The following is a 6,281-nucleotide window of genomic DNA, read 5'->3' on the forward strand; positions in this document are numbered from 1 at the left end:
AGCTGGAGTCAGAGCGAATGGATGATAGTTGTCACTACACCCCATACCTCAAAGTCCCCGGATGCTTTGGCAGATGCGTCTGGTTCCTGCAACCTCAATTGCCCGTTGACGATCTGCAACTTGCGAATCACTAGTGCCCCATCAACCGCAGCGACCACCAGTTTGCCTGCAACAGCATCAATGGAGCGATCTACGATCAGCAAATCCCCAGGATGAACACACTCATTGAGTAGCCCCTCTCCTTCGACCCGCATGAAAAAGGTCGCTGCTGGGTTTTTGACCAAACCATTGAGATCAAGGCTGGTATCAAGGGAACTATCACCAGGAGCCGGGAAAGACATACAACCTTTAGATGAAATTGCCAGGGATTGAGCGGGTGACGAAACCAATCTGCTGTAGAGGCGATCGCCCAGGGTTAATTAGTTGATACAACAATTGTCTGTTGCCGGGGGTGGCAGGTTCCCTGATGGATACAACCTAATCTTACTGGCAACTCCAGCAGGGCAAAAGAGCAGTTCTGGTATCTTCTGAAGGTGCGATCGCCCACCCCCAACTGGAGCAAAACACAACGTACCTCAGATGAGCTACTGTGATACGAACGACCGCAGTATCTCTCAGATTGATTTAATGTCTGCAATCCAAGAAGTGTTTCTAGAAATCGAATGGGGTGGTGAAGCAGAAGCCCGTCAAGCCCGTGACCAAAGGGCAGCCCAACTGCAAGAGCAAGGGTTAGTGTGCAGCTGCGAGAACCTTTACAACGTCTATGGCTACCGGGTCTTCACGCTAGAGGCAACTGAGGCAACTCCAATTGAAGTGAGCCCCGTTCCTGGTCGTGATGCAAAGCAGATTTCGCTTCGAGGCGATCGCCCCATCTCTTCTCGTCCCCCCAGAGAGAGTCGCCCGGTTCGTAAGTTCGAGCGCCGATGATTGAGGCAGATCACCCAGTTGTAGGATGAGCCGGATGAAGGGTTTCGCTGCCTTTGACAGTGCGATCGCAACTCCCGCAGCATAGAGCAAGCTGAAGCTTGAGACATTTTTTCAGTTTCGCCTCTTCCTTCTTTTTTCCTTTTCCTTATTCCCTCTTTCCCTTTGTGGGGGGACTCCTTCTGGGGCTTTCCCTTTTCTCTTCCCACACCCTGTAGAGGGTTACAGTTGATTGGGGGGAAGGTGATTAGCAGCAGATCCATAACCCTCTCCTCAGTGGAGACTGTAGCTCAGTCCCTATGCCCACACCCACCCCCATCTCCCCATCTCCTCTGTGGGAATTAACCTCCGGGATTGTTTGGCTGTGCCTGCTGTCCTTCTGCTTCTGGTATTGGGTCTGGCTCTGGTGATGCAGCTTCCCTTTGCCCCCGCAGATGCAGGAGTAATCCACTCAGCAGTTGCCCATTCAGATGCTCCGTAGTGTGGCGAATCACCAGAGCAACCAGTTCAATCAACTCGGCTTCATTAAGGTTCATCCACCCAGCATCGAAGTGGGAGTCTGAGAAGTTGCTGACCTTATCGATGAGGAGAGCGATCGCAGCATCTAACTTCCAGGAGGCATGACTTGGGAAAACGTCTGTTGAGTCACCACAGCGATCGCCCCACTCCTGATTGGGATTACCACTGAACCCTTGGCTTTGATTGTGGTTGGTATTGGGGTTGGAACTGTCACTAAGCCCCTGAGTTTGGTGGCGGTTAAGGTTGGGGTTGGGACTGTGATTCAGCCCCTGAGTTTGGTTGTGGTCAGATCTGATTTCAATTCCGTTATTGGAAACATTGCTAAGACCATTTGGGGAGTTACCGAAACCCTGGTTCATAAACCCTCTTATGTGTGGAAAGGAAGAAAACACTCAAACCACAAAAGAGGGAAAGAAAAGAGAAAAGAGGAAAGGAAAAAGGGGAAGGGAAGGCTTCTGGCAAGGCTTTGAGGGTTCCTGCAATTGAACCAGGTTTGTTCTAGAACTTGGGAGGGGGTCAGAGTTCTAGAACACCTCTCGCAGTTGTTTCTTGAGTTGGGCTGGAGTGATTTAACTTGTCATTTTAGGGGAGAGGCGATCGCTCCAGTAGGGCTGAATTAGAGCGCGATCGGAGTGTCAGTTTCAAGTCCTCTCACTGTGGTTCCCCACTCTCTATCCCCATCCTGTTCTGGTTTCTTACCACCTACCCTTCATCCTGTTCTGTTTGCCCCCATCTACCCTCTACGCCTACCCCTTCATCTGTGGTGGGGTACAAAGGGATTGGGGAAAGGGGAAGGAGGTTGAGATGCCAGTAGGAAACTACCCACCCTCCAAGCATTGTGGGTAAAAGGGATTGGGGAAAAGGAAAGAAAAGAAAAAAGAAAAAAGGAAAAGGGAAAAGCGATCGCTCTCCTCTGGTTGGACTGGCTTTTGCGTGAAGTTCTCTTGGAGCAGTAACAGGGCTTGATTCAAGGCAAAGTGTGATCTTGAAACATCAAGAGTAAGTGCCAGGGGAGAGATCTGCTCAATCTGCTTCTGGTGGGGATTTCTCTGTTCTTTGTGCTGTTGCAGTTCATGCTGGGGTAGGAGCTAGAGTTCTGTTGTTAGCCAGAGTAGGGTGAGGGGGTTGGTTGCGTACGATGGGGTCATATAACAAAGCGATAAGACAAATCATTCCCCTCTAGTAGCGCGTGCTGGAGGGGATATTTGATGAAGTCAACATTTTTGTAATATCAATTACATCAAGGATGATCTCTCATAATTCGTACTTCAGTGCTTCCCAAGCATCGCTTATGGTGACAAACCCAATGTTAAGTAAAGGATCAATAAAGTTTTACCGAGAGATATAAGAGAACTTACTTTTTCTGTCACACATCTCACTTTGGAATCACTAGCATTAAGCAGAGTCATACTGCCTTGAAGCCGATATAGAGCCTCGTTCTGCTCGTGTCGTCCATATGGAAAGCTAGGAGAAACAACTAGGTAAGAAACATGAACCAAAGTAATGGGCATCTGCCACTCACAGATGCCATTTCTAACTTCAAATTAAACCACTCAAGCATCCTTTTGGAATACTGTCAATTAGCCTCAAAGGAGTGTTTATCTACCTCTGATGAAGACCGTATGAGTGAAATTTTAGAACTTGCAGAATCAGATGGAGTGTTGGACTTTTGGCTAAATGAAGCAGATCACTTTCTTGCCCATGAACTAAATCTAACTAATAAGGAAAGCATCTACAAGTTTGAAAATCAATTGGCTAACCTGAGAGAGCATCTAGAGCATCAATTGATCGAGAACGAGAAGTTAGATTTATTTGAGGAATTGAGACATCACCTTAAGCATGCTTCTCAGGAGTTACAGGAGCACTTGAAAAACCGAGGTTTTGATCCAGGTCCAATCGATGGGATTCTGGGTCCTCGAACCCATTCTGCTTTGATTGCTTTTCAACAAGCTAATCAATTAATTCCTAATGGTCTTCCTGATGCAGTAACCCGAGAAGCTTTAGGATTAAAGTAGCTATTGCTAGGGCACATCTCCAATATTTTGTTGCAGAGAAGCAGGGTTTTTAGAACTCTGCTTTTAATTTTTGCATCTTTATAAAAGAAGTACTCGTCACGTCTTGACTCTACTTTTCACTATCTATTGAAAGCACTTGGATAGAGGTTATCAAGACTATGCAAGCATTTCAACATGACCATCTTATGGAATGTCCTGAGTGTGGAAGAAAAGCTTTAGTAAAACAGAGCAACACAATCTATCAATGTTTATGTTGTGAATTCAAGAGGGATCTTGCTAATCCCCATGCCAACTTTGACAACAACTCAACTCTAACCTTAATTATTGTCATCATTACTATAGTTGTAATGTTAGGAGCGATACGAGAAGCAGAATCTCCCTCAGAACCTCAATTTCAACCTTCTAGTCAAACAATGCAAACTACTCCCTGACTATGAGAGGCACTTACCCTCAAGGTACTAAAGATTCTTGAGGTCTGCTTCTGTGGTAAATCTCCCGAAGACGTTGCATTGCTCGCTGCCCTCTTTTTCTTAAAGCAGGCTCATTTTGAGGGGATTCACCCATTTCAACAAAACGCTCTCCGATGTCTCTCCATGAAAGGTTTTCAACAATTCTAAGCTCTAAAATCTGACGATCGCTCGATTCGAGCTCTAGATAAGCTTGTCTAACAACTTCGAGATCCAACTCAATGATTTCCTCTGAAACAAGCAAGGCTTCCATGTACTCACTTTCGACAGGTTGACAACGGTGGTTGTCCCGGCTCCGTTCTCGAATAACGTTGTAAGCTGTTTTCCTCATCCAAGCTTTGGGGCTCTTGATGGAACTGCCTTTTAAAATGAAGTCTACACCTCGAAGATAGGATTCATTGAAAATGTCAAATTCTGTATGAATATCCTCCAGGTGAAATTGCCTCAAAGTCCGTTTAATAAACGAGAGGAAGGAGCGGGTGCGAGGATTATTAGCTTTTAATAAACAGTAGATTTCCGCGTTAAACTGTCGTAACTCTGGGGATGGCATCCTGCTAGGCATTTGAGTACTTAGTATGAAGGCTATGCCTAATTAGTGCTAATTACTACTAAATTGTGACAGCAAAACGTTTTAGCGGAATGACAGTAAGCGATTTACAAGAATTTACTCGTGTTTTTGTGTCCTTAAGAGGCTGAGGGTGGTCGGTTCAGCAGGAGAAGCTGGGAGGCTATCTCTCCTTAAAAGCAACCCAATCCGAAGGGCATCTGCCTATTGCTTCTCCCTCTAATCAAAGGGCAGTGGTGTACCCATCATAGCTGCCAGGATAGAAGTGATAGTGTCAAGCTCCTCAATCGGGTAAACCTTCTGCTCCAGGCTGACAACCTTGCCCTCTAGCTTGAGAAACTGCCACTGGAGTCCAGTTGTGCTGACACCGTAGATTGGTTCTGGTGATGCGTTAAAGAGTTGAGCAGCTGCCATCTCTACCAAGCAATGAGGTAGTCCATGCTTGATCTCACGCTTGACCTCCACAATCAGAGACACAGGGGGATGGATACGGAAGTTTAGGGGAGAGCGGCTCACCAGATAATCACATTGCCCGACTAACCCACAAGTTGGGTCAACTTCAAAGGGTCCTCCAATAAACAACCTCAATTGGAGTGTGCCTGCCAGATGAAGGAGCAGTTGCCCAACTATCCATCGACGAGTTGATTCATTGCTAGTAGGGGTAACATTTTGGATCAGATATTCCCAATACTCCTTCACGCGGGGAGGGATCTCAAGGGGTGGAGCTACCACTAGAGGCGATCGCACTGGATGGATTTCAAGGGCAAACTGCTGCTGAACCAGTTTGAGAAGTCGATCGTGCATGGCTTAACCAAAGTCAGAGAAGATGGCACCGGGCTGAAAAGATGGAGTAGTGGTTATTGCTTCTAGTGGTTGAGCTGTGATTGGGGTGATTCGCAGTTGCGCTGAGGAGTCTCCGTCAACCCAAGTTTGATTGATACGCTCTAGCAGGGCTTCTGGGGTGAGGCTGCCGATGGGTAAATCTTCTTTGAATGAGCGGTAGAGGAAGTATTCCCACTGCTCTGGGTGATAGAGCATATGAGCAGCGACAGCTAAGGCAGAGTCTGCTTCTACCACACGCACTAGATTGGGAGAGATGCCTTCATCGTACAGGGAGGTAATGAGAAATAGGGGCATAACACTATCGAGCTGCAATAGGAGGAGGGAGTCCAAGATAAGGCTAATAGGAAAGTTGGGAAAGGGGTGTGTCTAGAATTTTGGGTAAAACCTTATTCTGTCTTCGCTCTAACCCACGCGCAACTGAAGTGCGGGCTCATGGGATGAAGTCTGCTAAAGCAGACCAGGAGAGGTTTTCAGTCCACCTTAGTGGACTTTGGAAGGTAGCCCGTCATTGATGCGCGGGCGGATGGGAACGGTAACAGACCCACTTTAATTGACATAGCCTGGGAAAGGGGAAGAGCATGATGACTCTTGGAGTTTGTTCTAGAACTTGGATACCCCCTAATCTTCTAGAACATTTTTAGCAGAACCCCTACTACTTGCCCTCCTTCCTGGATTGCCGGGGCCTAACTTCCACATCAACGGTCTTTATCTCATTACCCCACCACCTCACCCCTCATCTATTGTGGGTACAAAGGGATTGGGGAAAGGGAAAAGGGAAAAGGAAAGAAGGGAAAAGGAAAAGCGATCGACTCTCCTACAGCAGAGACGTGTCCTTTGAGCCAGAGGGGGGATTGTAAATTAGATTGTGTCAAAGGTCAGAAATGAGATCTAATGAACTACTAGACCCGAGACACTCGTACTATGACTTTTCGACCTGAACTCCTCGAT

The 6,281-nt window shown here is 46.9% G+C and carries 7 protein-coding genes; 2 read left to right on the top strand and 5 right to left on the bottom strand.

Annotation, left to right across the window (positions count from 1 at the left end; genetic code table 11):
* Positions 1–8: 8 nt before the first annotated feature.
* The gene (locus H6G89_RS32575; RefSeq protein ID WP_190514170.1) at positions 9–341 is read right to left on the bottom strand and encodes a LexA family protein; all 333 of its coding nucleotides are present in this window, start codon (positions 339–341) and stop codon (positions 9–11) included.
* A gap of 286 nt (positions 342–627) precedes the next feature.
* Between H6G89_RS32575 and H6G89_RS32580 the strand changes: the two genes are divergently transcribed.
* Positions 628–927: a hypothetical protein gene (locus H6G89_RS32580; RefSeq protein ID WP_190514171.1), complete on the top strand. Its 300-nt coding sequence runs from the start codon at positions 628–630 to the stop codon at positions 925–927.
* 338 nt (positions 928–1,265) lie between these two features.
* On the opposite strand, the gene H6G89_RS32585 is transcribed toward H6G89_RS32580, so the two are convergent.
* Positions 1,266–1,802 (bottom strand): hypothetical protein, encoded by a 537-nt coding sequence (locus H6G89_RS32585; protein ID WP_190514172.1) that lies wholly within the window; start codon positions 1,800–1,802, stop codon positions 1,266–1,268.
* Between the two features lie 1,131 nt (positions 1,803–2,933).
* On the opposite strand from H6G89_RS32585, the gene H6G89_RS32590 reads away from it, so the two are divergent.
* Positions 2,934–3,458, top strand: a complete 525-nt coding sequence (locus tag H6G89_RS32590) for a peptidoglycan-binding domain-containing protein (RefSeq protein ID WP_199337075.1) — start codon at positions 2,934–2,936, stop codon at positions 3,456–3,458.
* Positions 3,459–3,908: 450 nt separating this feature from the next.
* Here H6G89_RS32590 and H6G89_RS32595 read toward each other — a convergent pair whose 3' ends face one another.
* The 3 genes from H6G89_RS32595 to H6G89_RS32605 all read right to left on the bottom strand — a co-directional run bounded on the left by H6G89_RS32595 (position 3,909) and on the right by H6G89_RS32605 (position 5,627).
* Positions 3,909–4,475, bottom strand: coding sequence for a sigma-70 family RNA polymerase sigma factor (locus tag H6G89_RS32595; RefSeq protein ID WP_190514173.1), 567 nt, complete (start codon positions 4,473–4,475; stop codon positions 3,909–3,911).
* Between the two features lie 234 nt (positions 4,476–4,709).
* Positions 4,710–5,294, bottom strand: a complete 585-nt coding sequence (locus tag H6G89_RS32600) for a hypothetical protein (RefSeq protein WP_190514174.1) — start codon at positions 5,292–5,294, stop codon at positions 4,710–4,712.
* Positions 5,295–5,297: 3 nt separating this feature from the next.
* A complete protein-coding gene (locus H6G89_RS32605; RefSeq protein ID WP_190514175.1) occupies positions 5,298–5,627 on the bottom strand; it encodes a hypothetical protein in 330 nt (109 codons plus the stop codon).
* Positions 5,628–6,281 lie beyond the last annotated feature (654 nt).

This window comes from Oscillatoria sp. FACHB-1407 (genome assembly GCF_014697545.1).
In the GTDB taxonomy this organism is placed as follows: domain Bacteria; phylum Cyanobacteriota; class Cyanobacteriia; order Elainellales; family Elainellaceae; genus FACHB-1407.

What these genes read in the sequence shown, in the direction of transcription:
- H6G89_RS32575 (WP_190514170.1), bottom strand. Translation starts at nt 341, where the DNA reads ATGTCTTTCCCGGCTCCTGGTGATAGTTCCCTTGATACCAGCCTTGAT.
- H6G89_RS32580 (WP_190514171.1), top strand. Translation starts at nt 628, where the DNA reads ATGTCTGCAATCCAAGAAGTGTTTCTAGAAATCGAATGGGGTGGTGAA.
- H6G89_RS32585 (WP_190514172.1), bottom strand. Translation starts at nt 1,802, where the DNA reads ATGAACCAGGGTTTCGGTAACTCCCCAAATGGTCTTAGCAATGTTTCC.
- H6G89_RS32590 (WP_199337075.1), top strand. Translation starts at nt 2,934, where the DNA reads ATGAACCAAAGTAATGGGCATCTGCCACTCACAGATGCCATTTCTAAC.
- H6G89_RS32595 (WP_190514173.1), bottom strand. Translation starts at nt 4,475, where the DNA reads ATGCCATCCCCAGAGTTACGACAGTTTAACGCGGAAATCTACTGTTTA.
- H6G89_RS32600 (WP_190514174.1), bottom strand. Translation starts at nt 5,294, where the DNA reads ATGCACGATCGACTTCTCAAACTGGTTCAGCAGCAGTTTGCCCTTGAA.
- H6G89_RS32605 (WP_190514175.1), bottom strand. Translation starts at nt 5,627, where the DNA reads ATGCCCCTATTTCTCATTACCTCCCTGTACGATGAAGGCATCTCTCCC.